This window comes from Paenibacillus sp. FSL R5-0527, assembly GCF_038008055.1.
GTDB classification, from domain to species: Bacteria; Bacillota; Bacilli; order Paenibacillales; family Paenibacillaceae; genus Fontibacillus; species Fontibacillus macerans.
Genome location: NZ_JBBOYI010000001.1, coordinates 5,510,086 through 5,535,229 on the forward strand (window position 1 = coordinate 5,510,086; position 25,144 = coordinate 5,535,229).

Consider the following 25,144-nt stretch of genomic DNA (forward strand, 5'->3'; position numbering starts at 1 on the left):
TTACTCCATTTCTATGCCTCTCATAGAGTTCATAGAATCTATTTGATACTAAAATGTATTTCCAAAATCCGGGTTCTCCATACCTGATGTATGAACGCAATGGAAAACGCTGACGAAATCCGGGCAATTACCATAATATTCATCACATTTTACCAGGCAAATCCAGGTTAATTACTGACTTTTCGTTTACACTTATCGGGCTAACGGGTATAATGAGTAAAGAAATGGGACCTTCGTCGATACATATGAAAGGGGGATTTATTCGTGGCACGCATGTTCCGCGTCCTTGGTTTCTTTACCCTTACCATTGGACTCATGGCCTTTGCCGGCGGTATGACCGAAATGGCGCTGCTGTTTTTTCTGCAAACCGCCTTTTTCGTTCTTTTCGGTTATCTGAAGTTTACGGAAAGAACGTATATCCTGCTGTTCTGGGGATATATGATCGTCGCCTTTACAGGTTTCAGCTATTGGACGGTCTTCAAAATGGGTTTGCCACTATAATCCGAATAAAAAAAAGCGTTGCAAAAGGCGGTTCGACCTCGGGTCGAGCCGCCTTTTTTCATGATCCCTGCTATTTCCTCGCTTGGTAACATATATATAGTACAACTACTCACGGGAGAGGATCTTCTTTGAACAAACGTTATCCATCCTTGGTGCTGCTGGTGCTCTGCATCTTCGCTTTCCTTCTTCCGGCGGCGTCATGGGCCGAGACGATTACGGAAGAGGAGCAGCAAATATTGGAGCAAAGCTTGTCCATCAAGGAGATCGATAGAGAAATCGCCCGCATTGAAGCAAGGCAGCAGGAGACGGAAACCGCGATCCGGAAGCTGTCAGGACAACTGGCCGGGAAAAACGAGCAGATCCGGGTCAGCCGGGAACAGGCCGGGGCGCGCATCCGGTCATATTATATGGGGGAGCGGGAAAATCTGTTCGCGGCTCTGCTGTCGGTGGGCAGCTTAAAAGATTTTTTTACCGTATTGGATTATTATCAATTGATTTTGGAGCGCGATCGCATCGTGCTGGGGAAGTACAAATCCGAATATGCCGATCTGATGAATACGAAACATGAGCTGGAAACCGTGTCGGACGATCTTGCCCGGATGAAAGCGGAGCTTCAGCTTCAGCGGGAGCGCGTCGCCGCCCTGCAGCAGCAGGTGGACCGGTCCCTCGGCCTTAGCGCGGATCCGGAAAAGTTGAAGGCGATGATCGAAGATTTGATGGTTTATTGGGAAAACGTCGGACTGAATGAGCTGAGAAAATATTTCGCCGCGCTGTCCGCGGTGATGTCCGAGTTTCCCGACTTTTTGAACGAATACGAGGACAGCCTGGTTGCCGAAAAGGGCGGTTACACCCTGACGGTTCGGCAGGAGGAGCTGAACGAATTTCTGCATCGCAAAAATGAACTATTAAAAGACATCCGCTTCTCCTTCCTGGAAAATCAAATCACGGTGCAGGGCAGCCGGGAAGGGCTTGAACTTAAGGTGGATGGACATTACACGGTGGAGCGGGAGCCGGAAAACTCCATTACTTTTCACGTCGACCGTTTGCTGTTTAACGGCCTGGAGCTCCCGGACACGACCCGGGCCGAGCTTGAACGCGACTTCGATCTGGGCTTTTATCCCAAAAAAATAGTCCCCTTTATGGAAGCCACCGAAGTGATGATTTCCCGGGGAACTTTAGTCGTCAAATTGAAGTTGTCGTTCTGAATTATTGCCCGCTCCGTCTGAACTTGTCCGCCAAAGACGCGGCGCTCGCCTTTCCGTTCAAATAATTTTCCACAAGTCTGGAAAACTCCCCCAGCTCGGCCGGAAGACCGCTCCCGGCCGGCATCGCGGACTTCGCTCCCGATGCCGCGAACGCCCCGCTCCAATCCGGAAGCTTGTATTTCGCAGCCTCATCGTAGACCGCGTGCAACACAGGGAGATGACCCGTTGCTTCAAACCATTGGCTTTGGCTTTCTGAGGAGGTCATTGCCTCAATCCATTCCCCCGCGGCATCGGGGTTTTGGGAATGCGAAGAGACCGCGTAACTCCGCCCGGCGATCCAGCCCGAATACCGCCCCTGCTTCTTCTCGGGCAACATGGCTTTTGTACCCGCCTGCGGATGGTTTGCGGCCTCCGAAGCCGTCGTTAACAGCATCGCAAGCTCGCCGCGCTGCAGTTTGTTCCACAAGCCCTGGTCCCCCGCCGGCGGCGAACCCTCCGATACCAAATAAGGCCGAAGCTGCTCCAGCCGCATTAGCGCGGTTCGCATTTCACCGGTAAGCGTAAATGGGGAAGCTTGTCCATTTTCCTTAGCGCCGCCGCCAAGCTGCCAAAGCAGCGTCAGGGCCGCATAAGGATCGCTTCCGTCCACGCCCAGCAAATGCTGCGGAAGCCGTTTCGGTTCGGAGCCGGAAGCTAGCAAAGCGTTCCACGCGTCCGGCGAATCCGGGGGCGCCTCCATTCCCAGCTCTTTCATCGCCTTATCCGTGAATACATATACATAAGGATCGACATCCGCAGGAACTCCCCACACGTAACCGTTCCACTCGTTTGGAACGAGGGAAACGCTTAACACTTCTCCCGACAAAACCCCCGAATAATAAATTTCCGTCGGCAGCAAATATCCGTCCGCCGCAAATTGACGCACCCAGGCATTGTCCAACAGCAAAACGTCAGGCGACTCACCGAGCTTCAACAAGTTTTGGAACGACGCGTAGGCTTCTTCCGAAGCAACGTTCGTCAATTCGACCTGGACCTTATGGCTGTCCATAAACGTCCGGGTCATTTGCTCAAGCTGGCGAAAATCGGACTCGTTCATCTGCACCGCGACCCGGATATGCCCCGTTTCCTGGGGAACCTCGGTTTGCGGAACGCTGGCCGGCGGTTCGTCGCCGCGTTCTTCGGAACGGACCAGCGCCGTTTCCTCGCTGGGGGACAAATTGATCAACGCCAGCAGAAGGAGGGCAAAAAGCACCCAATGGTTTTTTCGCTTCACACCCGTTCATCCTCTCCGCCCCAGGGGCACCAACCCCTAACCCCTGTACGGCCCTGTCATAAAGCTATCGCTATTTATTGTAACAAATCGCGAATCCGGTTGTCCCGCCAAAAATTAGAAAACCCTCGCCGCTGACGAGGTTCTTTGTCATGTAAACCCATGCGCTAAGTGCAAGGGGAGGGATGGATATGGCGTTCCCCCGCTGTTAGAGTCAGGTTAATTCTGTTTAGAAAGGCGCGGACTGGATCAGTTCGCGCCTTAATAATTCTTTATCTTCGGACTTTTTGAACTACCTCTTTCACAGCAAATCCGCCGCCACTTGCGCCAGCTTGGATCGTTCGCCTTTCTCCAGCGTAATATGCCCGCTGATCCCCTGATCCCTAAAGCGTTCCACGAGACCCGTCAGGCCGTTGCTGGAAAAATCGAGGTAGGGATGGTCGATTTGCTCGGGATCCCCCATAAGCACGATTTTACTGCCTTCTCCAACCCGGGATACGATCGTTTTCACCTCATGGCGCGTCAGGTTCTGAGCCTCATCCACAATAATAAACTGCCCGGGGATGGAGCGCCCGCGGATATACGTCAGCGCCTCCACTTGGATGCTGCCGAGCCCCATCAATATTTTCTCGATATCCCCCGATTTTTTCGTATCGAACAGGAATTCCAGGTTATCGTAAATCGGCTGCATCCAGGGGCGCAGCTTTTCTTCCTTTTCCCCGGGCAAAAATCCGATGTCCTTCCCCATCGGCACGACGGGGCGGGCGATCAGCAGCTTCTTGTATTTGTGTTCGTCCTCGACTTTAAGCAGGCCGGCGGCCAGGGCCAGCAGCGTTTTGCCGGTTCCCGCCTTGCCGGTGATCGTCACCAGCGGAATATCGTCGTTCAGCAGAAGCTCCAGCGCCATCCGCTGCTGCGCGTTGCGGGCATTGATCCCCCATACCGGCTCATTGCTTAAAAACAGCGGCTCAAGCCGGCTGGCGTCTTCGTTCAGCTTCAGCAGGGCCGATTTTCCGCTGCCCATCTCATCTTTCAAAATAACAAACTCGTGCGGATTAAGGGAATAATGAAGTCCCAGCAGCTTGACCGGCAAGGAACGGTAGGTGTAAAACTCATCGATGAGCGAAGGATGGACTTTTATGGTGGAGTACCCTCCGTACAGATCGCTGGGTCCGACCGTACGGTCCGATAAATAATCCTGGGCGGTCAGCCCGAGCACATCCGCTTTGATACGGACCAGCACGTCCTTGCTGACCAGCACGACCGGCCGCGGCTCGGGCAGCTCCTTTTGTTCCAAATGGTAATTAAGCGCCACGGCCAAAATCCGGTTATCGTTCGTCACCTCGCCGAACATCTCCTGAACTTTGATGAAGCTGCGATGGTTTAACTCCACCTTGATCCTGCCGCCGCCTTCGAGCGGAACTCCGTCATGCAGACGGCCCGTTTCGCGCAATCCATCGAGCAGCCTGGAGACGCCCCGGGCGTTGCGGCCCAGTTCGTCGGCGTTGCGCTTCTTCGTGTCGATCTCCTCCAGCACGACGGCCGGTATGACCACTTCATGTTCATCGAAGGCAAAAATCGCATGCGGATCATGCAGCAGCACATTGGTATCCAATACAAAGATTTTTTTCATCCTTATCCCCTCCACCGCGGTCATTGCAGCCTTATGACTTCATACATATTTTTCTCCGCCCCGGGAAATCTATATCTGATGAATTATCGTCGAATCAATAGATCATTTCCGAAAGGACGGATCCAACATGCGAATATGGCTGTGTTTGTTATTGACGGCTACCCTGCTTACAAGCTGCGGAACTGTTAATAAAAAGGCATCACCCTCTCCACAGAATCAAACGGGCACCGTTCCCCGGACGCAAAGCGTAAGCCCGAACGCTAATCCGAATTTGGCAACCCCAAGGAAGATGTCAGATCGGGATAGACAAGTTTATTTGGAACAGCTGGTAAAAAGAGTGCCTGGCGTCCAAGGCGCGCATTGCGTCGTAATGGGCAACACCGCTGTCGTCGGCATCGACGTCGACAGCCGGCTGGAACGCGCCCGCGTGGGAAGCATTAAATATACAGTGGCTGAAGCCCTTCGTAAAGATCCCCAGGGGGCCGGCGCCATCGTTACGGCCGATATGGACTTGAACCAGCGCCTCGCGGAAATCGGTAAAAAAATCCAGCAAGGCCATCCTGTAGCGGGCGTGGCCACCGAACTCGCCGATATCATCGGACGGATCGTTCCGCAGATGCCAAACGACACCCGGCCGCAGACGGGCGAAAGCCCAACGCGGATGAATATAGCCCCGGGCGACCAAAGCAGGCAAATCCCGCCAAGAACCCGCTAAGTTTGTCCCAATAAGGCAAAAAAAGCCTGGCGAACAAGTCGCTAGGCTTTTTTCATTGCGGCAAACACTTGGCTGTCCAGCATGTCCGCGGCACGCTGGTCGTATACTTTGGCATAAACCGGAGCGGAAACTAATTGCGCGCCGTAAAACAAGGCGTTGCGAACCGCATCGATGCGCACATCGAAGCAGCACATCTTGAACGGAACCCCTTCTAATGGGTCCTGCACAACGGTTGCCCGGCCATTAATGGCATAAATCGTTTCTTTGCCGAACACCGAAACCGTAACTCTGGGGTTGGCCTTAATGTTGCCGACCAGCCTCGAACGATGATCCAGAGCCAGCCGCAGCGTGGCGTGATCAACGGCGTAAAGCCATGAAATGGCGCTGGACGTCGGCCCCCCGGATTCCCGATCCACCGTATTCAGCAGCACAAATGTCTCGGACTGGAGAGCGGCGTAAAGCGAATCGGACAATTGGGTGACGGTTTCTGACATCATTACCAGCCCTCCTGCACTTAAACCTTCAAGGGATTAAACTTAGGGAACTTCAGTCATCCTGTAGTTAATTGTATTATAGCACGAGGCAAAACTTGCCTTCAATCGTTCAATGACCCGTCCGCCGCCTCCGCGGCGTTATCTTCCCGGGCCGGCTGCTTGGTTCCGGCAAGCTCATCCTTCAAGGCTTGTTTGGCCGCGTCAAGCTCGTCCTGATGCAAATATACGAAAGGGCTTTTCCAATCCCCGGTAACCGGCATGAAATCCACGTTTTCCTTGGAAATATCCCAATAGGCGGAAATCAGGTTTTTCATTTGTTCCGACTCCAGGTCCGTCTCCAGGTTTTTGCCGACGGATTGGATCACTTTGCCCGCTCCCAAAACCCCGTTAAGCGATTTGGCCTGATCGATCAAAGCATGGAGCACTTCATTCTGGCGCCGGTTGCGGTCAAAATCGTCGGAGCCTTTCGTTCTCGGTCTGCAGTTGGACTTCCGGTACCGGACATACCCAAGCGCATCTTCCCCGTTCAGGTGCTGCGCCCCCTTCTTCAAGTTGATATCCGTACCGTCGGCTCGATCCCGGTAACACATGTCGGCGTCGACATTGACATCCACGCCGCCCAAAGCGTCGACGATATCGCGAAAACCTTGGAAGTTGATCACCGTCACGTAATCGATCGAAGTATCGAAAAATTTGCTCATCATCGTCTTCATTTCCTGTTCCGCCGGAATGCCGCTTTTTTTCTCCGCCACCAGGAAGTTCGGATAAAACGCGTTGATTTTGTTCGTTTTATAGCCGTCCATTTCAAGCTTGGTATCGCGAGGCAGCGACACGATCGTAGCGGATTTGGTGTTCGGATTCATCGCAACCACCATCATCACGTCGCTGAGGTGCGTCCCGGTTTCCGGACGATAATCCGTTCCGAGCAGCAGCATCGTAAGCGGCTTGACCTTGGCCGATTTCTCCGGAGCCACCTTTCCCGATGTGCCCGTTGCATCGATCACCTGATCGGTCGTGTAGATCAAATATCCCGCATATAGCCCCGCGCCGATGATCGCAACGATCATGACCGTCAGCAGGATTTTGAAAAATGTCCTGATACCGCTAGGCTTTTTTCTCTTCTTTAGCGTTTTTTTCGTGGACCGGCTTTGGGTTTGCTTTCTGGGAGGCAAACCGCTGCGATTGGAACTCATGCAATTAAACACCTTATTTCTGTGATATTAAGCCGCATCTAAAAGACGAACCGCATCGCTGAAAAGTTACCGGTTTATTTCCCGGAAAATTATGCCGACTTGTCGCCCGAGGTCGGGTTCGCCCCATCTTTTTTCTTTTGCCGCCCTTCGACAAAATAACGGATACGCACCATCAGCATCAGCGCAACGGCAACCAGAAGGCACTGGATGATCGGCAGCTTATCGATTTGAAAAATAAGCAGCAGGAAAGAACCTATCGCCATAAGCAGATACAGAATCGCTTCCTTCCATAGCGGAAGCTTCTGCTGCGCGCGAAATACCTTGTTGTACACGAAAATGATCAGCACCAAAATCAGCAGATACGAAATGACCGGATGTTGCGCAAACCAAGCTTGCAATGGGGCGTCCTCCTTTAAAAGGATAGTGCAAGTACGCTTTACTTTATATTATAAATTGGCCTCCGACATTTTGCGATGTTTTTCGGCCCGTTCGCGTTCGCTTTTGTTCAAAATCTTTTTGCGCAGGCGAACCGATTTCGGCGTAATCTCGCAGTACTCGTCGTCGTTCAAATACTCCAGCGCCTGCTCCAGTGAAAACAGCCGCGGCGTTTTCATCTTGACCGTTTCGTCCTTCGTTGCCGAACGGACGTTGGTGAGCTGCTTTTCCTTGCAGATGTTCACGACAATGTCGTTGTCGCGCGTATGTTCGCCGACGATCATGCCCTCGTAAATTTCGGTGCCCGGTTCAACGAACAAAATCCCGCGATCCTCGATGGACAAAATGCCGTACAGCGTCGATACGCCGTTTTCGCTCGAAACGAGCACACCTTCATGGCGTCCGCCGACCTGGCCGCCCGCATAAGGACCATAGCTGTCAAAAGCGTGGTTCATAACGCCGTAGCCGCGGGTCAAGGTCAGGAAATGCGTCCGGTACCCGATGAGTCCGCGGGCCGGGATCAGGAACTCAAGCCGCACCTGGCCGCTTCCGTTGTTGATCATGTTCACCATTTCTGCCTTGCGGGAGCCCAGGCTCTCCATCACCGCGCCCATGCTTTCTTCAGGCACGTCGATCAGCAGCCGTTCGATCGGCTCCATCTTCACGCCATCGATCTCGCGGACGATAACCTCCGGTTTGGACACCTGGAGCTCGTAGCCTTCGCGGCGCATATTTTCAATCAGGATGCCGAGGTGCAGCTCACCGCGTCCGGACACGACAAACGCATCCGGGCTGTCGGTCTCGTCCACCCGCAGCGATACATCCGTCTCGAGTTCCTTGAAGAGACGTTCGCGCAGCTTGCGGGAGGTGACCCATTTCCCTTCGCGGCCGGCAAACGGACTGTTGTTGACGAGGAACGTCATCTGCAGCGTAGGCTCGTCAATTTTCAGGACAGGCAGCGCCTCGGGCTGGTTCGGGTCGGCGATCGTTTCACCGATGTTGATGTCCTTGATCCCCGCCACGGCGACAATGTCGCCGGCGCCGGCTTCCTCGATTTCCACGCGGCGAAGGCCTTGGAACCCGAACAGCTTCTCGATGCGGGCCGCTTTTTTGCCGCCGTCGCGCGTCATCACGGCCACAGGCTGTCCCTGGCGGATGACGCCGCGGTTGACGCGTCCGATCGCGATCCGCCCCAAATATTCGTTATAGTCCATCAGCGTAACGAGGAATTGCAGCGGCTCTTCGACGTTTTCGGTCGGCGCCGGAATATGCTCGATAATCGTTTCGTACAGGGCCAGCATGTTGTCGTCCTGTTTTTCCGGATCGAGGCTGGACGTTCCGTTCAGCGCGGACGCGTAAACGACCGGGAAATCCAGCTGCTCGTCGCTAGCTTCCAGCTCAATGAACAGGTCCAGAACCTCGTCGATGACTTCGGCCGGACGCGCGGCCGGGCGGTCGATTTTGTTGACGACGACGATCGGCGTCAAGTGATGCTCCAGCGCTTTGCGCAGTACGAATTTCGTCTGCGGCATGCAGCCTTCATAAGCGTCGACGACGAGCAGTACGCCATCGACCATCTTCATGATCCGTTCCACCTCGCCGCCGAAATCGGCGTGCCCCGGGGTATCCACGATGTTGATCAGATAATCTTTGTACGTGATGGCCGTATTTTTGGCCAAAATCGTGATGCCGCGTTCGCGTTCCAGGTCGTTGGAGTCCATCGCCCGCTCCTGAACGGCTTCGTTTTCCCGGAAAATCCCGGATTGCTGCAGCAGCTTGTCGACTAGCGTCGTTTTGCCATGGTCTACGTGAGCAATAATCGCAATGTTGCGGATTTGATTTCTATCATGCATAGGTTTATCTCCATATCCTTTCGTCTCTTTATTTCTATAAAAGTTGAACGAATGATTGTAGGGAATAGGGCAGCCGTGTGAAATGTTCTTACGATCGCTGTTGTTCGCGGATTTCTATGATTTCATAGATTCCAACAAGGAAGAAATCCGCTCACAAAGGCGACCACTGCCGTTTCTTCAGAATCATTGCACACTCCCCGCCTAGCTCCCGCCTTTTCTTTAGTTCAACTGCCACAAAACAAAGCGTCGGACAAAATGCCGACGCTTGACTTATCCCTTATATTATACGCGAAATCGCGCAGAATTCAAGAACTTGCATGTCGTTACCAGATGCTCCGGTTTTTCCCGCGGCCTCTCGCCACGATAAGCCAAATCCCCCCGATAATGAGCAGGACGGCAAGAACATAAATCAGCGACAGCGAAAATAACGTCCACCCCAGCAGAATGACGGAAATCGCACCGATGATCAGCGCCGCGATGAACATTCCGCTCTGGCGGCGCGGCGAAAAATAGTCGTATTCGAACAAACCGACGGCAATTCCCAGGAAAAACAGCGGCCAGGTGTATTTCAGCGTTCCCCACCCGCCGATGATGGCGATGAAGAAAACGATGCTGTATACGACCAATATCGCCCCGGGCAGGAGCAGCTCGGAAGGTCCCTTTCTCCAGAAATGCCACAGGTGCAGCACAATTCCGGGAATCAGCAGAAGCAGCGGCCAAAACGCTCTTCCGAGAAAACTGAAAAAACCCAATTTCCCCAGGAGGATGACGATCCCGGCAGCCAGAATCAAAATCCCCGTCATCAGCTTGTTGTTGTCGGACACGATCCATCACACACCTTCCAGAAGACAATGAGGGACAAGCCGCAGCAAATTACGACATCCCTGTTCTCTTCCAGTTTAGCTGAAAATCGGGCAAAAAACCACTCCTCCCCCCTGCGCCTTCCGAAAAATGATTTTCGCTAGGCCCGAAAGGCGGCCGTTCCCTTGCTCCCAGGCGATTCAACCGCGGCCGGCCTTATATTTTTTCATCCAGCCGAACATAATAACGAGCACGGCAACCGCGGCCGGGACGATTTGGGCCACGTTCGGCATGGCTGCCGCCAGCGCCGGGCCCAGCTGCGGATCCTGCAGAAACATGTCGCCGGCCGTATAACCGAGGATGCCGGCCCCCGCGTAGGTCAGGATCGGCAGGCGCTGCAGCCAATCGGCGATCAGATTGCTGCCCCAGACGACGATCGGAATACTGATGGCGATGCCGATCACAAGGATGGACAAGTCGCCTTTCGCAAGCGCGGCAATGGCCAGGACGTTGTCCAGGCTCATCACGAAATCCGCGGCCAGAATCGTCTGCACCGCTTTCCACATCGATGCCGCCCCGGAAACGCGGGTATCGTCCTCATGCGCCGGAAGCAGCAGCTTGAAGGCGATCCCCGCAAGAAGAAGCCCTCCCGCGGCATGAATAAAAGGAATCTTCAACAAAATCACGGCGATCCAGGTAAGCGCGCAGCGCAGCAGAACCGCTCCCAGGGCGCCCCACCAAACCGCCTGTTTGCGCTGCTGCAGCGGCAGGCTTTTGCTGGCCATCGCGATAACCACCGCGTTATCGCCGCTCAGCACCAGATTTATAATCAATATTTCCGACAATAAAATCAACTGCTCCACGCTCATCCCTCCCTTACAACTTGTATGAGGAATTGAGCCAAGCTATGCCATTCTGAAACATCGTCTTTCGGACAAGTGAACCCTTTTGGAGCGTTAATACGTATTTACGTTTATAAGGAAGTGACCTTAAATGGAATTATTTAGTGCGGCTTTTTTCCTGTCCCTGATCAATATCGTATTTATTGATCTGATTTTGGCGGGAGACAACGCCATCGTCATCGGGATGGCCGCGAGAAAGCTCCCCCGCACCGTGCAGAAGAAGGCGATTATTTACGGAACCGGCGGCGCCGTCATTCTGCGGATTGCGGCGACCTTGATCGTCGTTTGGCTGCTCGGCATTCCGTGGCTGCTGGCTGCCGGCGGACTGATGCTGATTTTTATCGCCTACAAAGTGCTGGCCGATGAAGGCGACCACGACAGCATCGAAGCGAAGGATAAGCTATGGCCGGCCGTGCGGACGATCGTCATCGCCGACGCCGCCATGGGCCTCGACAATGTAATCGCGGTCGCCGGCGCTTCCCAGCGCCACATGGTCCTCGTCGCAATCGGCCTCTTGATCAGCGTGCCGATCGTGGTCTGGGGAAGCACGTTGTTTATCAAGCTGCTGGAGAAGTTTCCGTGGATCGCCTACCTGGGGGCGGCCGTGCTGGCTTATACCGCAGCTAAAATGATTACGGAGGAACCGCGTTTTCTTGCGTTCTTTGAGGACAATCCCGGCCTCCGGTACGGGTTGATCGCCGTCGTAATCTGCGGCGTGCTGCTGGCCGGATTCCTGAAGAAAAGACGCCAACAGAAAGAAAAGGACAACGCCAGCACCCATCCGGCAACCCGCTAAAGGCCGAGAAAAAGTCAGGAAAATTGGCGCAAAAAAAGCGCGAACATCGAGGGATCGCACCTCTGTGCTCGCGCTTTTGCATTGCGGCCGTACCTATGTTCAAAACCACTTGCTCTGCACGACTTCCTCTTCTGCAGACGATTTACGTTTGATTTCGCGTCCCGGCCGGATCAGGATCGTCTCCGTCTCCTCGACCGCCCGATCGATCTGCTGCGGCAAATCCGTCAGCGAGCGCTCGATATTTTCCAATATCCGCAAATTCGGATTGGTTGAAGGCGATTTGGGCACAAACAAGGTGCAGCAGTCTTCGTAAGGCAAAATCGACAAGTCGTACGTTCCGATCTGCTGCGCCAAGGCGATAATGTCCAGTTTGTCGCTCATGACCAGCGGACGGAGCAGCGGCAGGTCAGTGGCCCGCCCAATCGCGTTCATGCTGGACAACGTTTGGCTCGCCACCTGGCCTAGGCTGTCCCCCGTCACCAGCGCCAAAGCGCCGCTGCGTTCGGCTAGCTGGGTAGCGATGCGCAGCATCGCCCTCCGCATCAGGGTGATGATCAGATTGTCCTGCCCCGTTTGCGCCAAAGACGTCTGAATGTCCGTAAACGGTACGAGATGCAGTTTGATTTCCCCGGCATATTTGGACAACACGGCAGCCAGATCGATCACCTTTTGCTCCGCCTTTTTGCTCGTGAACGGGTAGCTGTGGAAATGCACGCATTCGATTTCAAGCCCCCGCCGCATCGCGGACCAGCCGGCTACCGGACTGTCGATTCCGCCGGACAGCAGCAGCATCGCTTTGCCGTTCGTGCCCCGCGGGAACCCTCCGGGACCGGGAATGACCTCGGAGTACAAATAGGTTCCCTGCTCGCGAATTTCCACGCGCAGTTCGAGCTCCGGCTTGTGCACGTCCACTTTCAATTGCGGACACGCATTCAGGATCGGCTTGCTGACCAGGTGGTTCATCTCCTGGGAGGAATGGGGGAACGCCTTCCACACGCGCCGGGCATGCACTTTAAACGTCGTTCCCTCTTTGACGGACGCCTCCTCCACAAAAGATACGGCCGCGGCCACAATGTCCTCCAGCCGCGAGGCGGCCACCTTCACCGGGCTGATCGAAGTCAAGCCGAACACATTTTTCAGCGACTCGATGATCGCCTGAGCGGGCTCGCCGTTCAGTACGATGTAAATCCGCCCGAACTCCCTGCGGATTTCCGTTCGCGGGTAATTGCGAAGAAGCGCCTTTACGTGCTTGAGCGCCACATGTTCAAAGCGGGGACGGTTCCGCCCTTTGACCGTAATTTCTCCGAAACGGAGCAGCAGCATATCGTACAACAACATAAACGTGTTCTCTCCTATCGTAAGCTTTGCAGACGCTGAACCGATTTTTTCAGCGCGGCGAGCAAAGCGTCAATATCCTGTTCGTGGTGTTCTTCCCCCAGGCTGATGCGAATGCCGGACGATGCCGCCTCCGGGCTTCTTCCCATGGCCAGCAGCACACGGCTCGGTTCGCTTCGCCTGGAAGAACAAGCCGAGCGGGTCGATACGAAAAACCCTTCCTCCTCCAGCATATGGAGCAGCGCTTCCGCTTTCGTTCCCGGGTACGAAAAATGAACGATATGCGGCGCGGAAGCCCCCGGCGTATTGATCAAAAGCTCGGGCTGCGCTATCAGTCCCCGGAGCAGGCGATCCTTCAGCGCCCCGAGTTTGGCGGCCCGGCCAGGCTGCCCTTCGCTCGCAAGACGCAGCGCCTTGGCGAAAGCGACGATATAAGGAATGTTTTCCGTACCGGAGCGCAGACCGCCTTCCTGGCCGCCGCCGGCCAGCAGCGGGGACAGCTTCAGCCCTTCGCGGACGTACAGCAGGCCGACCCCTTTGGGCCCTCTTAGTTTATGCGCGGACAAGCTGTATAAATCAATCCCGGAGCCTTTGACCGCAAGCGGAAGCTTTCCGAATCCCTGCACCCCGTCCACATGGAACAACACCCGCGGCGCCTTATCCTTCAGCATCGCGCCGATTTCCGCCACCGGCTGAAGCGTCCCGGTTTCATTATTGACATGCATGACCGAAACGAGCACGGTGTCTTGACGAAGCGCCGCCTCCACCTGTTCCGGGGCGACCAGACCGTCCGCATCGACCGGCAGATAGGTAACCTCCCAGCCCCAGGACTCAAGCTGCTTGCAGCATTCGTAGACCGACGGATGCTCGGTTTCCGTCGTGATCAGATGTTTTCCCCGGTTAGTATACTGCAGGGCCGCCCCTTTAATCGCCGTATTGTTGCTTTCCGTGGCCCCGCCCGTAAAGACAATCTCCTTAGGGTTTACCGACAGCGCCGCCGCGCACACCTCACGGGCCTTGTTCAGCAGCCTATCGCTTTCCTCGCCGAGCCGGTGCAGGGAAGACGGGTTCCCGTAATGGCGGGCCATGACCTCGGCCACCGTTTCGGTTACTTCCTTGTATGGAGGCGTTGTCGCCGCGTGGTCGAAATAAATCATCGTTTCACCTTCATTCCAAAAAAGACCAAAAGAAAAAACGCCGAAATTCAAAAAGGATTCGGAGCGTTTTTCTTTGCGATCTCTAAATTTTAATAAGTTCAACTGATCAGCCTTGTAAACTTGGCATCAGACTTCGTATTTGGCTTGCGCCGTCAAAATTTTGCGGATATAGTTTTGCGTTTCCTGCGGGAGCAAATGCAGCTTCTCCATCAACTGCTCGTCGTTGCCGATACCCAGCCTTTGCAAACGCCCCGGGCCGGCATTATAGGCCGCCAGCGCCGTCTTCAACTCACCGCCGAAGCGGCTTAGCTGATAGGACAAATACCGGGTGCCGCCGTCGATGTTTTGCGCCGGATCAAACGGGTCGCTGACTCCAAGCCCCCGGGCCGTTCCGTCCATCAGCTGCATCAGCCCCTTGGCCCCCGCGGACGAAACCGCCGTCGGATTAAAAGAAGATTCCGTATCGATTACCGCCTTGATCAGGCTTTCCGGAACGCCGTAAGTTTGGCTGGCCCGGGCGATCAGCGCTTCGATATTATCTCCGGCTTTGACCGGCAGCGCCGAAGCTTCCGGGGGTTCCGCGGAAACCGCGTCCGCATAATCCATATTCGCCATGGACGGCGATAGCATGGCCAGCCCCTCCGATAGATCCAAACCGCTTCCCGGGAGGTATCCCGGTAAAGACGAATCTGAAGCGCCCGTTTCCCCCTGCTCCGCCAACATTATTTCCTGCAGCAGAATATCGAACAACGAACCATCGGTATGGGCGGCCGTCCGTTCCACCGAAGTTCCCTGCAGATCCAGGCCGTTCATCGTCTGCAGTTGAATGAGCTGTCCCAAAGTGCGCGGGTCAATTTGCATGCGTGATACTCCTCTTTCCGTGTACAAGTTCGATGCCTTTATTTTACACGCAAACGCCGCCAATAACCACCACTTTTTGCGAAAAAAGCGAAAAATGAAAAAGGCCAACGTCCGGAAATGCGACGTCAGCCAGCCGTTATCGGCAAGAAACAAGAGGAAAACGGCGAAAATTATCGAGTAAACGGCATGAGGACAAAATAACTAAGCGTCGACACGATCCCCAGCCCGATCGCCCATGCTCCGGATGTTTTATTGCCTTGGCTGTATGCGTAAAAACCCATCACGGCAGCGAGCGGACCCAAAATAATCGACCACAGGAAAAGCGAGGCGATCCCCAAACCAACACCGACGTAGCCAACCGTTCGTCCGGCCGTGTTCGCATCTGTATCGGCGCGCTCAGCCCGGTTCGCATCGCCGGCTTCTCCATCCGTATCTTCCCGGCGTTCGCGAACCGCGTTTCCGCTGAATGTTCCCGCCGGCGTTACTTCGGCGGCATATTCCTCGCGGTGGTCTTTACGCGGATAATCGATCCGGCTTTGCTTTTCGGTTGACGGCAGATCCGTTTTGTCTTCTTCTTTCATGGAATCAGTCATCAATAAGCACCTCCGCTAGTAGGTTGATTTTTGCGGTTAAGACGATTTCGGTTTAAACGTATGGCAGCAGGTGGCCGAGGACGACGCTGCCGTATCCCGATGTTCCGTATCGAACGTTTCGCCGGCAAATTCCGCTTTGTAATGTCTACCCGCGTGCTGGTCAATATCGATCATAATCACATCGGCGTTGCACACGTTTTTTTCTCCCCAATACGTGCAGTTGGAGACGCTGCATTTGACCATGGGTTTGTCCCCGTTTGGCATATTGATCACCTCGGTTAACATTTTCCCCGCAGCGGCGGATCGCTATACAGACCAGAGGCTGACAAATCGGGGCAAAAAAAGAAAAAAGATGCCGAAATCGGCATCCCGTGTTCAAATCGGTGAATTCGGTTATTTGGAATGAGCGCGGTTCAAGCGAAGCTGAATCAAATAATCGCTTTCATAATAGGTCAGATCATCGCGCAGTTCCTCGAACGCCCGGGTAATGTCGAGCACGACGTCGCGCGCCGGACGGGACGGCTTCTTGCGGAAACGGATGGCGTCTTGCCCGGTATATGCATATCTTCCGTCCTCGGAGTAACTTTCGTTTTTGGGATAGAAGAAGTTATTTACGCAGTCGTGATATACATGATACAGCGCTTTTTCGGCCGCTTCCTCATCAAAGGTGCCGCGGCGAAGCACGATCCCCAGCTTCTCATAGCAATCTTCGCAATAAACGAGCAAATGCCGCAGGTCCGACAGCAACCCCTTGTAAAATAAACCTAGCTCTTCGTTTTGGCCTTCCGTAAGCTGCGGCAGCGAATAATGGTTCAAAAACGCTTCGATCCGGCCGGCCGCGCTCTTAAGCTGTTCCCTTGCAGTTTCACAAAGTTGCCTGATGTTATTGGCTTGTGGCATGCAAACAATTCTCCTTCACCTGTAATGATCGGTATAGTCATTAACGCCCTTATCGTAACACAATTTGACCATTTAAGGTATCCCTCAAGAATAAAAACGGGCAGTTCACCTCACGATATACCCATCGGCATTACGAATGTGAAGGAGGAACAACGATGAACTGGCGCAGATGGGCCGCGATCGGCTTGACGGGAGCCGCCGCCATTGCGGCGATTTCCCTGTTTCCGAGAACGGACAACGACGCAAGGCCAAGAAATCAAATAGCCAAACTCTCCGTACCGAAACCGGCGGAGGAACAGCAGTTGAAGCAAAACATGCTGCGGCGCGATGTCACCGCCACGGAACGCCTTTACCGCCTGGACGCCAAAGGGCATCTTCGCACCCTAGCTTCCGATTTTGCCCAGGCTCCATCCGGCAAGCTGCCGAATTCGGCCCGGGAGCTGCAAAAAGATCACAAGCAGTTTCAGGCGATTTTTTGGTACGATGCGGAAAACCGGCAGGAAAAGCAGTTTCGCCGCGCGGATTTCCGGCCGGACCCGGCGGTGAAAGAACAGCTCGATACGTACGTAAGTTACGCCCGCAAGGCGCTGAACAAAGCGAAGTCCTACGAATCTCCCGTGTTTCCGGCAAAACAGCCCAAATACTTTGTGTCGGCGGAGCCGGCCAAAACCGGAAAAAAGGGCGTTATCGCGATCATGGACGCCGGCATTTTGAGCCGTGTTGAAGAACATCAGCACAAAAATTTGCGGCTGATTCCCTACCCGAAGGAAGGTAAATTCAAAGTCGAATCCGTGCACGCCGACACGCTTCGCGACATCACCGTCAAAACCGGCCATGACAACGAAAAGGCAAGCCATTATTATGAGAACGAAATCGTAGTTACCTTCGACAAGAAGCCGGCACCGCAGGAAATGCGGCGGATCGAAAAAGACATCAGCGGCTCGATGACGCGGAAGCTCAACCATACGTATATTTTCCGCTCGGAAACGATGGACATGAAGCAGTTGAAGCGCTACTTCCAGAAAAAGTGGAGGCCCAAATATATCGAGCCGCATTATTTGTATCTTACCAATGAGTTCGGCGGCGGATTTTGGGACGGCGGTTTATTCAACAATGATGCGAGTACCGGGATGCAGGAGGATACGCCGGTAATTCCGAACGACCTGCTGTTCTCGGAATACCAATGGAACTTGCCGGTCACGGAGACGAACCGGGGCTGGAAGCTGTCCAAAGGCAGCAACGACGTGATCGTGGGCATCGTGGACACCGGCGTGGACCTGAAGCATCCCGACCTGCAAGGACGGCTGCTGAAGGGCTACAACGTGATTAATCCCGACAAGGCACCGACGGACGATGTCGGCCACGGCACCCATGTCGCCGGCATCATTTCCGCCAACGTCAATAACGGCGAAGGGATCGCCGGGATGATGTGGGGCGGCAAAATCCTGCCGGTCAAAGCGCTCGACAAATCCGGCTCCGGGACGACCTATTCGGTGGCCCAGGGGATCATTTGGGCGACGGACCATGGGGCCAAGGTCATCAATATGAGCCTCGGCAACTACGCGGATGCCCAGTTTCTGCATGAGGCGATCAAATACGCTTATAATCATGACGTTGTGCTGATCGCCGCCACGGGCAACGACAATACGGAACGTCCGGGCTACCCGGCCGCTTATCCGGAGGTATTGTCCGTTTCCGCCACGGACTTTAACCTGAAGAAGGCTTCCTTCTCCAATTACGGGGACTATATTGACGTCATGGCCCCCGGCGAAAGCATTGCCAGCACCTATCCGGACAATCAATACGCCGCTTTATCCGGCACCTCGATGGCCAGCCCGCATGTGGCGGCCCTGGCGGCTTTGATCCGCTCGATCAATCCCGACCTGAAAAATACGGAGGTCATGGACATTATCCGTAAAAACGTGATCGATCTCGGCGATGCCGGGCGGGACAAATATTACGGATACGGACAGATCGACGTGTACGCCGCGCTGCAGGCCGCCGGAGGCGGCAACGCTCCGCTGCAGTTCTGGCCGCAATCGATCCAGCGCAAAATGGACCGCGTAATCGATCAGAACAAGTAAAGCTATATAAATTAAGTAAGGCCCGTCCAAACCAAAAGCCTCCGCAGCGCGTATGTGCATTCACGCGCTGCGGAGGCTTTGACCATAGATATAAGTATGCTTGTGCCTTGCAGTGTTGAAAGTTTGCCGTAAGCCGGGTTCTGTACTCTTTGCGGTATTAACGGGAACTACCCTCCCGCCCTTGAGCGACAATCATCTATCTAGGCCGTCCATTACTGAACGGCTCCAGCAACCAACCCGGACGCGCCTCGGGCAAAGGCTGCTTCCTAAGAAGCCGCGTCCCATTAGGTCTTGCTCCAGGTGGGGTTTACCAGGAACGAAGTCGCCAGCGTTCCTCGGGGTCTCTTACACCTCGGTTCCATCCTTGCCTGTGCACGCCTTGCGGCGGCCATCGGCGGTCCATTTCTGTGGCACTATCCTTCAGCTCGCGCTGACTGGACGTTATCCAGCACCCTGCCCTGTGGAGCCCGGACTTTCCTCCCGCGGCCTTAAAGCCGCCGGCGATTGTCTGTCAAACTTTCATAGGCAACATTACATAGTATACAGACATTGACGGCCGCTGACAAGTGTGAATCAGCGGAAAAACTGGCGTTTCATGGTTCCTCATGATTCTTCATGGTTCTACATAAATACGAACGGTTCCGTATCGATGGCGGAAACATGCACCTTGGTGTCATATTTGCCTTCATTAAGCTTCTCCGTCAGCCACTTTGCCACTTTCCGCTTCATGATTTTTTCGGCGTTGTGCCCCGGATCGACGATGGCGATCCCGGCCATCAAGGCGTCCTGGGCCGTGTGGTAATCAACGTCACCGGTGACGAGCACATCGGCGCCGCGGAACTGCGCCTGCTTCCAATAACGGCCCCCCGATCCGCCCAGCACGGCGGCTTTGCGGACCGGCCGCTTCAGATCGCCGACAACGCGCACCATCGGCACGTCCAGCCGCTCTTTAACCCGCTGCACGAAGTCTTCCAGCGTGACCGGTTCCCGCAGCTTGCCGACGCGGCCAAGCCCCAGCGTCCGTCCTTTGAGCTCCATCGGATACAGGTCGTAGGCGACCTCCTCGTAAGGATGCTGCTTCAGCATCGCCTGAATCACTTTGCTGCGCAGGCTCTGCGGAACGACGGTTTCGATGCGGATTTCCTCCACCTTCTCCAGCTTGCCCTGCGCCCCGATATAGGGGTCGGTGCCTTCGCCGGGCTTGAACGTGCCGTATCCCTCGATGTTGAAGCTGCAGTGGCTGTAGTTGCCGATAGCGCCCGCTCCGGCGCCCAGCATTGCGTCCAGCACCTTTTCGTGATGGTCCTTGGGGACGAACACGACCAGCTTATACAGGTTGTCGGTATGCAGGTCCTCCAGCGGCGCGGCGCTTTCGATGCCCAAAGCTTCGGCCATCCAGTCGTTCATCCCGCCGTCGGTCACATCCAGGTTCGTATGGGCGATGTACACCGCGATATCGTTTTTGATCAGCTTCTCGTACACTTTGCCCATCGGCGTATCGCTCTGCAGATTGGCGAGCGGGCGGTATATAATCGCATGGTGGGCGACGATCAAATCGGCGCCTGCGGCGATGGCTTCATCCGCCACCGCCTCGTTGACGTCCAAAGCGATCAGTACGTTTTTGATCTCCTTTTGCAGGCTGCCGAGCTGCAGCCCGATTTTATCGCCTTCCATCGCCACATGTTTCGGAGCAAGCTGCTCCATGTATTGAATTACCGTTTGACCTTTTGCAAACATGCCAGCACCTCCTGGAGTTGTTCCGTAAGCCGCCCCAGTTCCTCTTCCTTTTCCCGGGACGCTTCCAAGGCGGATGAGGCCACCGAACGGCGGATCTTTTCCAGCTTGCGGATTTCCGATTCCCATTTCTTTAAAAAAACATCGTCCGGTTTAAGCGTCAGCCGCGGTCCCATCAAATAAAGCAAATCCTTCGAAAGGGCGATTCCCCGCCCCTCATGATCGGTCAATTCGCGCTCTGCGTACAGCTGGGCATTCCGCACCGCAGCATCGGCAGCCGACTCCGCCATCATCACTTCGTATATTTTGCCGTCTTCCTCCAAAATAGCCTCTTCGGCCAGGTACCAATCATTTTCGGCAAGCCAGCGGCGCACGAGCTCTTCGCCTACATTCGGCTGCAGCACCAGCCGCTTAACCCCTGCAAGCTTGGGTTTGCCGCCGCTCAAAATCGAAACGATCAAGGCTCCGCCCATACCCGCGATCGTAATCGCGTCCACTTCGCCGGGAGCGATGACGGCCAGCCCGTCTCCTTTGCGGACGGAAATCCGCTGCGTCTCCCCGGCCTCGGCGACATGGCGTCTGGCCGCCTCCAGCGGCCCGTCGTTGACCTCGCCGGCCACGGCAAATGCGGCCCGCCCGCTCTGCACCGCCGATACCGGCAGCAAGGCGTGATCCGACCCGATATCGGCAAAACGGCAGCCCTTTGGCAGCAGATCGGATATTAGCTGCAATCTTGCGGACAATCTCATGAAGCGATCCACACCACCCATTTTTTACGTAATACGAACAAGATTAGGAACGCCGCGGCAATTTTCAGCAGCGCCAGCGCCGCCATCCCCTCATAGGCCGCATGCCGTAGCAGAAATACATCCGCCTCCGGCATAAACCACAGCGTAAGGGAGACGGCGAAAAACACGCGGGCCGACTGCTTGAGCCGATGGTGACTCAACCAGCTTAACCAAAACAGAAGGGCGGCAACCGGCAGCCATAACAGCTGCAGCAGCGCCCAGGACGTTTCGGGATGCAGCCTTTCGAACAGGATAGCGTACAGCAAAATGCCGCAAACGAACCCGCAGTATGTCAAAATCCCCAACCGCAGGCTGTAACCCGCGGCAATCCACACGATCCCGCAAACGGCGATCAGCAGCGCGGCTCCGCTGTCCGCTTCCCAGCCTTGAAGGCGGATCGTCCAGCCCCCGAAACCCAGCAACAGCAAACTGCCCAGGCCCGCCGCGCACAATGCGAACAACGGCCGGTTGCGCCGCTGGTACGCCGCCAGGGAATAACAACCGAAGCAAAGCAGCAGCGCAGCCGCGATTTGCAAACCCCAAGGAAAAGCGCTAAAATAAAAAACAATAAAGAAAAAGAAGGAAATTATGCCAAATGAAAGGGACCAAAGTTTCCAGCTTCCTTGCTGAATTTGTCCCAAGGAGAAGAAGCTTCGGGAATCCCCTTCCGGCTCGTCGCTGTACAAATTTTGCAGGAAATCGCAGTACTGTTCGGGAAGCAGCCGGCTCCTTCTCCAGTGCTCGATTTCGTTCAGGATGATTGCTTTTTTGTCCTGATTCAAAGGCAGCACCTCTTTTAACAAAAATGACCTTGCTGCTTTGGCTGCAGAAGGTCAGAGCTAACACGCCTACCCGCGACGCTTATTCGAGAAAATCCTTCAACCGCTTGCTGCGGCTCGGATGGCGCAGCTTGCGGAGCGCCTTTGCTTCAATTTGCCGGATTCTCTCCCGCGTTACGCCGAACACCTTGCCGACTTCCTCCAGCGTTCTCGTCCGTCCGTCGTCCAGTCCGAAGCGAAGCCGAAGCACGTTCTCCTCCCGTTCCGTGAGCGTATCCAAGACGTCCTCCAATTGTTCCTTCAGGAGTTCGTAAGCGGCGGCGTCCGCCGGGGCCAAAGCTTCATGGTCTTCGATAAAATCTCCCAGATGGGAATCGTCCTCTTCCCCGATCGGTGTTTCCAGCGATACCGGTTCCTGGGCGATTTTCATGATTTCACGAACTTTCTCGACGCTTAGATCCATCTCGGCGGCGATTTCTTCCGGCGCGGGTTCGCGTCCCAGCTCCTGCAGCAGCTGGCGGGAGACGCGGATCAGCTTGTTGATCGTCTCCACCATGTGAACCGGAATCCGGATCGTTCTGGCCTGGTCGGCTATCGCCCGCGTAATCGCCTGGCGAATCCACCACGTTGCGTACGTGCTGAATTTAAAGCCTTTTTTGTGGTCGAATTTCTCGACCGCTTTAATGAGGCCCATATTGCCTTCCTGAATGAGATCGAGGAACAGCATTCCGCGCCCTACATAGCGCTTGGCGATGCTCACCACGAGGCGGAGATTCGCTTCGGCCAGGCGGCGTTTGGCTTCCTCATCCCCGTTTTCGATCCGTTTGGCCAATTCCATTTCATCATCTGCGGAAAGCAGGGGAACCCGGCCGATTTCCTTCAGGTACATGCGGACAGGGTCATTGATTTTGATGCCCGGCGGCAGGCTCAAATCATCGTCAAAGTTAAAATCGTCATCATGCGCGGCATCCTCTTCCCCGCGCCGATGCTCTTCATCGCCGTCACCCGTGACGTCGATGCCCAAATCCGCCAATTGTTCATAAAATTCGTCCATTTGTTCCGGATCCTGGTCGAAGGGCGAGAGCTTCTCCATAATTTCTTTATATGATAATGAAGATCTTTTCTTGCCTTGCTCAATCAGCTGATCCTTTACCTGGTCCAGCGTCAATTCAGTTTCTAGTTCAGTATGCTGGTCATTCGTCATATCTGGCTCCCTCCTCCCTAGAAACGTCACCGAAAGTCCATCGTCTTACTGTCTCTCTAGGGCAATAATCTCACTTGCAATTTGCGCCGCACGCATAAAATCCCCGGCTCGTTCCGCGGACACCATTTCTTCCTTCTTCTGCTTGATTTGCGCGAGAAGCGGTACTTTGCGGATCTCCCGAATGCAATCGTCCAGCTCTTGCGCCGTCCATTCCTCCGGCGTATCCGTCATGGCGATCGAGATGACCGTCCGCTCAAGCCGTTCATCCTGAAGCGAGGAGATAAACCGGCTTGCATCCGGGGTTTTTCCCTGCGCATAATAGGCGTATAGATAAGCGGCAATCGCCACATGATCTTCGATGTTAAAATTGGTGCCAAGACGATCGCCCACATAACGGGCCACTTCTTCGTCCTGCAGCATAAAAGAAAGCAATCTCCGTTCCGCCACCTGATAAGCGGGCAGCAGAGCCGGCATGGAAGCCTGCCCTTTTTTATGCCTACCATTATTCCACCTTTCGGGCTTATTATCCCCGGCGTTTGCCTTTTTTTGCATGGCTGTTCTAAGTTCGTTGCATTCCTGCTTCAAACTGTCGAAGGACACCTGCAAATCGGCGGACAATTCCTTCAAATATATCTCGCGTTCGCTTGGCGAAGCCAGCCCCGCGATAATGGGCATCGCTTCTTTGATGTAAGCGACCTTTCCGTCTTCTTCTAGCAGTATATGGTTTTTTTTCAGATATATAAGCCTAAATTTGACGGATGAGACGGCGCCGTCCAACACTTGATGTTTGAAGCGGTCCGCCCCGTATTTACGGATAAACTCGTCGGGATCGAGCCCCTCGCTGAGCAGCGCGATTCTGACCTGAAAACCGGCGTTCTCCAAAATCGGAATACTCTTGAGCGCGGCGGCTTGTCCGGCCTGATCCCCGTCGTAGCACACCAGGACCTCGTCCGCCAGACTTCTCATGATCGACGCGTGGCTTTCCGTCAACGCGGTTCCCATCGTGGCCACTCCGTTATGAACCCCCGCTTCCCAAGCGCTGATCACGTCGCCATAACCTTCAAACAACACAATTTGCCGCGATTTCCGGATTTCGTTCTTCGCCTGATGCAAATTGTAAAGCGTCCGGCTTTTGCTGAACAGCTTGCTTTCCGGGGAATTCAAATATTTCGGCTGCCCTTCGCCAAGTACCCTGCCGGCAAAGGCTATGACTTTACCGCTCCGGTTGTGCAAAGGAAAAATGACCCGATCGCGAAACCGGTCGACAAACCCGCTCCCATCCTGTTTCGAGGACAACAGTCCGCCTTTTTCCATCGCGCCTAGATCGAAAGAACGCTTGTCCAAAAACTGAACCAGCGTATCCCATCTGGCCGGGGCGTAACCGATTTGGAACGTATCGATCGCTTTATCGGTAAAACCGCGCGATTTCAAATACTCCATGGCCGGTTTGCCGTATTCCGTATTCTTCAGCAAATAGTGATAGAACTTGGAGGTCCATTCATGGGCTTGCAAGAGCTGTTCCAATTCCCGGTTTTGCGGCGAATCCCCAAAGCTTCTTCCTTTGTCTTCAAAAGGAATATGCGCCTCTTCCGCCATGATCCGGACGGCTTCGGGAAAAGTTAATCCTTCGATTTCCATCCTGAACTTGATGGCGTTTCCGCCCTTGCCGCAGCCGTAACAGTGGAAGATTTGACGTTCGGGGGTTACCGTAAAAGACGGGGTTTTCTCCGAATGAAACGGACAAAGCCCCTTCATGTACTTGCCCTGTTTTGTCAGATGAACGTGCTTGCTGACCGTGTCGACGATATCGTGTTGCCGCAAGACGGCCTCGATGACTTCTTCCGGAATGCCGCGTCCGGTGCTCATTCAAATCACCTTCATCTTTCGCAAAGAGAATTTCAACACGTCAAA

The 25,144-nt window shown here is 54.6% G+C and carries 24 protein-coding genes and 1 other RNA gene; 5 read left to right on the top strand and 20 right to left on the bottom strand.

Features of this window, described 5'->3' with window-relative positions:
- Positions 1-264 precede the first annotated feature (264 nt).
- Together NYE69_RS24480 and NYE69_RS24485 are read left to right on the top strand one after the other, a co-directional pair.
- A complete protein-coding gene (locus NYE69_RS24480) occupies positions 265-501 on the top strand; it encodes a DUF2626 family protein (protein ID WP_124333028.1) in 237 nt (78 codons plus the stop codon).
- Positions 502-629: 128 nt separating this feature from the next.
- Positions 630-1,706, top strand: coding sequence for a coiled-coil domain-containing protein (locus tag NYE69_RS24485; RefSeq protein ID WP_328270875.1), 1,077 nt, complete (start codon positions 630-632; stop codon positions 1,704-1,706).
- A 1-nt stretch (position 1,707) separates the two neighbouring features.
- On the opposite strand, the gene NYE69_RS24490 is transcribed toward NYE69_RS24485, so the two are convergent.
- Together NYE69_RS24490 and NYE69_RS24495 are read right to left on the bottom strand one after the other, a co-directional pair.
- Positions 1,708-2,979 carry a sugar ABC transporter substrate-binding protein gene (locus tag NYE69_RS24490; RefSeq protein ID WP_328270874.1) on the bottom strand — a complete coding sequence of 424 codons (1,272 nt, stop codon included), beginning with the start codon at positions 2,977-2,979 and terminating at the stop codon, positions 1,708-1,710.
- A gap of 298 nt (positions 2,980-3,277) precedes the next feature.
- Positions 3,278-4,609 (bottom strand): PhoH family protein, encoded by a 1,332-nt coding sequence (locus NYE69_RS24495; protein ID WP_328270873.1) that lies wholly within the window; start codon positions 4,607-4,609, stop codon positions 3,278-3,280.
- Between the two features lie 127 nt (positions 4,610-4,736).
- On the opposite strand from NYE69_RS24495, the gene NYE69_RS24500 reads away from it, so the two are divergent.
- The gene (locus NYE69_RS24500) at positions 4,737-5,324 is read left to right on the top strand and encodes a YhcN/YlaJ family sporulation lipoprotein (protein ID WP_340928282.1); all 588 of its coding nucleotides are present in this window, start codon (positions 4,737-4,739) and stop codon (positions 5,322-5,324) included.
- A 41-nt stretch (positions 5,325-5,365) separates the two neighbouring features.
- Here NYE69_RS24500 and NYE69_RS24505 read toward each other — a convergent pair whose 3' ends face one another.
- The 6 genes from NYE69_RS24505 to NYE69_RS24530 form a co-directional block, all read right to left on the bottom strand.
- Positions 5,366-5,818, bottom strand: a complete 453-nt coding sequence (locus NYE69_RS24505; protein ID WP_124333053.1) for a pyridoxamine 5'-phosphate oxidase family protein — start codon at positions 5,816-5,818, stop codon at positions 5,366-5,368.
- 101 nt (positions 5,819-5,919) lie between these two features.
- Positions 5,920-7,011, bottom strand: coding sequence for an LCP family protein (locus NYE69_RS24510; RefSeq protein ID WP_316560780.1), 1,092 nt, complete (start codon positions 7,009-7,011; stop codon positions 5,920-5,922).
- An 89-nt stretch (positions 7,012-7,100) separates the two neighbouring features.
- On the bottom strand, positions 7,101-7,409 hold the full coding sequence (locus tag NYE69_RS24515; protein WP_036621358.1) for a YlaH-like family protein: 309 nt from the start codon (positions 7,407-7,409) through the stop codon (positions 7,101-7,103).
- A gap of 48 nt (positions 7,410-7,457) precedes the next feature.
- A complete protein-coding gene (gene typA, locus NYE69_RS24520) occupies positions 7,458-9,299 on the bottom strand; it encodes a translational GTPase TypA (RefSeq protein WP_328270870.1) in 1,842 nt (613 codons plus the stop codon).
- Positions 9,300-9,622: 323 nt separating this feature from the next.
- Positions 9,623-10,123: a hypothetical protein gene (locus tag NYE69_RS24525; RefSeq protein ID WP_340928286.1), complete on the bottom strand. Its 501-nt coding sequence runs from the start codon at positions 10,121-10,123 to the stop codon at positions 9,623-9,625.
- Between the two features lie 177 nt (positions 10,124-10,300).
- On the bottom strand, positions 10,301-10,963 hold the full coding sequence (locus NYE69_RS24530) for a TerC family protein (protein ID WP_316560779.1): 663 nt from the start codon (positions 10,961-10,963) through the stop codon (positions 10,301-10,303).
- Positions 10,964-11,093: 130 nt separating this feature from the next.
- Here NYE69_RS24530 and NYE69_RS24535 point away from each other — a divergent pair, with 130 nt between their 5' ends.
- On the top strand, positions 11,094-11,798 hold the full coding sequence (locus NYE69_RS24535; protein WP_340928289.1) for a TerC family protein: 705 nt from the start codon (positions 11,094-11,096) through the stop codon (positions 11,796-11,798).
- A gap of 99 nt (positions 11,799-11,897) precedes the next feature.
- On the opposite strand, the gene thiI is transcribed toward NYE69_RS24535, so the two are convergent.
- The 6 genes from thiI to NYE69_RS24565 form a co-directional block, all read right to left on the bottom strand.
- On the bottom strand, positions 11,898-13,133 hold the full coding sequence (gene thiI / locus NYE69_RS24540) for a tRNA uracil 4-sulfurtransferase ThiI (protein ID WP_340930513.1): 1,236 nt from the start codon (positions 13,131-13,133) through the stop codon (positions 11,898-11,900).
- A 17-nt stretch (positions 13,134-13,150) separates the two neighbouring features.
- Positions 13,151-14,290 (bottom strand): cysteine desulfurase family protein, encoded by a 1,140-nt coding sequence (locus NYE69_RS24545; RefSeq protein ID WP_340928291.1) that lies wholly within the window; start codon positions 14,288-14,290, stop codon positions 13,151-13,153.
- 126 nt (positions 14,291-14,416) lie between these two features.
- On the bottom strand, positions 14,417-15,151 hold the full coding sequence (locus NYE69_RS24550) for a lytic transglycosylase domain-containing protein (protein WP_328270866.1): 735 nt from the start codon (positions 15,149-15,151) through the stop codon (positions 14,417-14,419).
- Between the two features lie 170 nt (positions 15,152-15,321).
- Positions 15,322-15,744 carry a hypothetical protein gene (locus NYE69_RS24555; protein ID WP_328270865.1) on the bottom strand — a complete coding sequence of 141 codons (423 nt, stop codon included), beginning with the start codon at positions 15,742-15,744 and terminating at the stop codon, positions 15,322-15,324.
- Positions 15,745-15,780: 36 nt separating this feature from the next.
- Positions 15,781-15,987, bottom strand: coding sequence for a DUF1540 domain-containing protein (locus NYE69_RS24560; RefSeq protein WP_227872902.1), 207 nt, complete (start codon positions 15,985-15,987; stop codon positions 15,781-15,783).
- Positions 15,988-16,137: 150 nt separating this feature from the next.
- Complete coding sequence (locus NYE69_RS24565; protein ID WP_213511075.1) at positions 16,138-16,644, bottom strand: YpuI family protein; 507 nt, start codon at positions 16,642-16,644, stop codon at positions 16,138-16,140.
- A gap of 155 nt (positions 16,645-16,799) precedes the next feature.
- Here NYE69_RS24565 and NYE69_RS24570 point away from each other — a divergent pair, with 155 nt between their 5' ends.
- Entirely contained in the window at positions 16,800-18,728 is a 1,929-nt protein-coding gene (locus NYE69_RS24570; RefSeq protein ID WP_340928295.1) for a S8 family peptidase, read from the top strand.
- Positions 18,729-18,842: 114 nt separating this feature from the next.
- On the opposite strand, the gene rnpB is transcribed toward NYE69_RS24570, so the two are convergent.
- The 6 genes from rnpB to dnaG all read right to left on the bottom strand — a co-directional run bounded on the left by rnpB (position 18,843) and on the right by dnaG (position 25,099).
- Positions 18,843-19,248, bottom strand: an RNA gene (rnpB, locus tag NYE69_RS24575) — RNase P RNA component class A.
- Between the two features lie 101 nt (positions 19,249-19,349).
- Positions 19,350-20,465: a Nif3-like dinuclear metal center hexameric protein gene (locus tag NYE69_RS24580; protein WP_213511078.1), complete on the bottom strand. Its 1,116-nt coding sequence runs from the start codon at positions 20,463-20,465 to the stop codon at positions 19,350-19,352.
- Entirely contained in the window at positions 20,441-21,211 is a 771-nt protein-coding gene (locus tag NYE69_RS24585; RefSeq protein ID WP_316560776.1) for a tRNA (adenine(22)-N(1))-methyltransferase, read from the bottom strand. Before NYE69_RS24585 ends, NYE69_RS24580 begins: the two co-directional genes overlap by 25 nt.
- Positions 21,208-22,032: a hypothetical protein gene (locus NYE69_RS24590; RefSeq protein ID WP_278738250.1), complete on the bottom strand. Its 825-nt coding sequence runs from the start codon at positions 22,030-22,032 to the stop codon at positions 21,208-21,210. The genes NYE69_RS24585 and NYE69_RS24590 overlap by 4 nt, the downstream gene beginning before the upstream one ends.
- Before the next feature lie 79 nt (positions 22,033-22,111).
- Positions 22,112-23,233 carry an RNA polymerase sigma factor RpoD gene (gene rpoD / locus NYE69_RS24595; RefSeq protein WP_316560775.1) on the bottom strand — a complete coding sequence of 374 codons (1,122 nt, stop codon included), beginning with the start codon at positions 23,231-23,233 and terminating at the stop codon, positions 22,112-22,114.
- 45 nt (positions 23,234-23,278) lie between these two features.
- Positions 23,279-25,099, bottom strand: coding sequence for a DNA primase (dnaG, locus tag NYE69_RS24600; protein ID WP_316560774.1), 1,821 nt, complete (start codon positions 25,097-25,099; stop codon positions 23,279-23,281).
- Positions 25,100-25,144: the final 45 nt, after the last annotated feature.

What these genes read in the sequence shown, in the direction of transcription:
- NYE69_RS24565 (WP_213511075.1), bottom strand. Translation starts at nt 16,644, where the DNA reads ATGCCACAAGCCAATAACATCAGGCAACTTTGTGAAACTGCAAGGGAA.
- NYE69_RS24510 (WP_316560780.1), bottom strand. Translation starts at nt 7,011, where the DNA reads ATGAGTTCCAATCGCAGCGGTTTGCCTCCCAGAAAGCAAACCCAAAGC.
- NYE69_RS24535 (WP_340928289.1), top strand. Translation starts at nt 11,094, where the DNA reads ATGGAATTATTTAGTGCGGCTTTTTTCCTGTCCCTGATCAATATCGTA.
- NYE69_RS24505 (WP_124333053.1), bottom strand. Translation starts at nt 5,818, where the DNA reads ATGTCAGAAACCGTCACCCAATTGTCCGATTCGCTTTACGCCGCTCTC.
- NYE69_RS24550 (WP_328270866.1), bottom strand. Translation starts at nt 15,151, where the DNA reads ATGCAAATTGACCCGCGCACTTTGGGACAGCTCATTCAACTGCAGACG.
- NYE69_RS24545 (WP_340928291.1), bottom strand. Translation starts at nt 14,290, where the DNA reads ATGATTTATTTCGACCACGCGGCGACAACGCCTCCATACAAGGAAGTA.
- rpoD (WP_316560775.1), bottom strand. Translation starts at nt 23,233, where the DNA reads ATGACGAATGACCAGCATACTGAACTAGAAACTGAATTGACGCTGGAC.
- NYE69_RS24500 (WP_340928282.1), top strand. Translation starts at nt 4,737, where the DNA reads ATGCGAATATGGCTGTGTTTGTTATTGACGGCTACCCTGCTTACAAGC.
- NYE69_RS24495 (WP_328270873.1), bottom strand. Translation starts at nt 4,609, where the DNA reads ATGAAAAAAATCTTTGTATTGGATACCAATGTGCTGCTGCATGATCCG.
- NYE69_RS24585 (WP_316560776.1), bottom strand. Translation starts at nt 21,211, where the DNA reads ATGAGATTGTCCGCAAGATTGCAGCTAATATCCGATCTGCTGCCAAAG.
- NYE69_RS24580 (WP_213511078.1), bottom strand. Translation starts at nt 20,465, where the DNA reads ATGTTTGCAAAAGGTCAAACGGTAATTCAATACATGGAGCAGCTTGCT.
- NYE69_RS24560 (WP_227872902.1), bottom strand. Translation starts at nt 15,987, where the DNA reads ATGGTCAAATGCAGCGTCTCCAACTGCACGTATTGGGGAGAAAAAAAC.
- NYE69_RS24555 (WP_328270865.1), bottom strand. Translation starts at nt 15,744, where the DNA reads ATGACTGATTCCATGAAAGAAGAAGACAAAACGGATCTGCCGTCAACC.
- NYE69_RS24570 (WP_340928295.1), top strand. Translation starts at nt 16,800, where the DNA reads ATGAACTGGCGCAGATGGGCCGCGATCGGCTTGACGGGAGCCGCCGCC.
- dnaG (WP_316560774.1), bottom strand. Translation starts at nt 25,099, where the DNA reads ATGAGCACCGGACGCGGCATTCCGGAAGAAGTCATCGAGGCCGTCTTG.
- typA (WP_328270870.1), bottom strand. Translation starts at nt 9,299, where the DNA reads ATGCATGATAGAAATCAAATCCGCAACATTGCGATTATTGCTCACGTA.